The sequence below is a fragment of the Mesorhizobium silamurunense genome (genome assembly GCF_014843905.1).
In the GTDB taxonomy this organism is placed as follows: domain Bacteria; phylum Pseudomonadota; class Alphaproteobacteria; order Rhizobiales; family Rhizobiaceae; genus Mesorhizobium; species Mesorhizobium silamurunense.
In genome coordinates this window covers 1-313 of the sequence record NZ_LPVS01000148.1, presented here as the reverse complement: position 1 = coordinate 313, position 313 = coordinate 1, and the positions used below count along the sequence as shown (strand labels likewise).

Annotated in this window: 1 protein-coding gene; it reads right to left on the bottom strand. The window is 60.4% G+C overall.

All coding sequences use genetic code 11. The features are described from left to right. A partial coding sequence (locus AU465_RS32785) for a hypothetical protein (protein ID WP_192257131.1) occupies nt 1-313 on the bottom strand: 313 nt, incomplete at both ends.

The following is a 313-nucleotide window of genomic DNA, read 5'->3' as shown; positions in this document are numbered from 1 at the left end:
AAACAGCGCCAGAACATCGTAGCCACCCCCAAGGTCGATGCTGTCCGTGGGATTTAAGTTCGGTGCGGTCGCATTCACCGTGCTGTTCGTCGGGTCGCTGGAATCAAAGGTCAGCGTATCAGCGCCGGCCGTCAGTTGCAGGGGCGCCATATAGGTTCCGCTTCCGTCGATAATCGTCTCGACGGAAGTGTCCAAAAAGATCGCCGCCCTCTGATCGGCGGAGAGCGTCAAGCCGCTGGCGATCAGGATATCGCTGCCGCCCCCGCCATAGACATGGGACACCGTGGAGGCGTCGGTCACGGTAAAGGTGGTG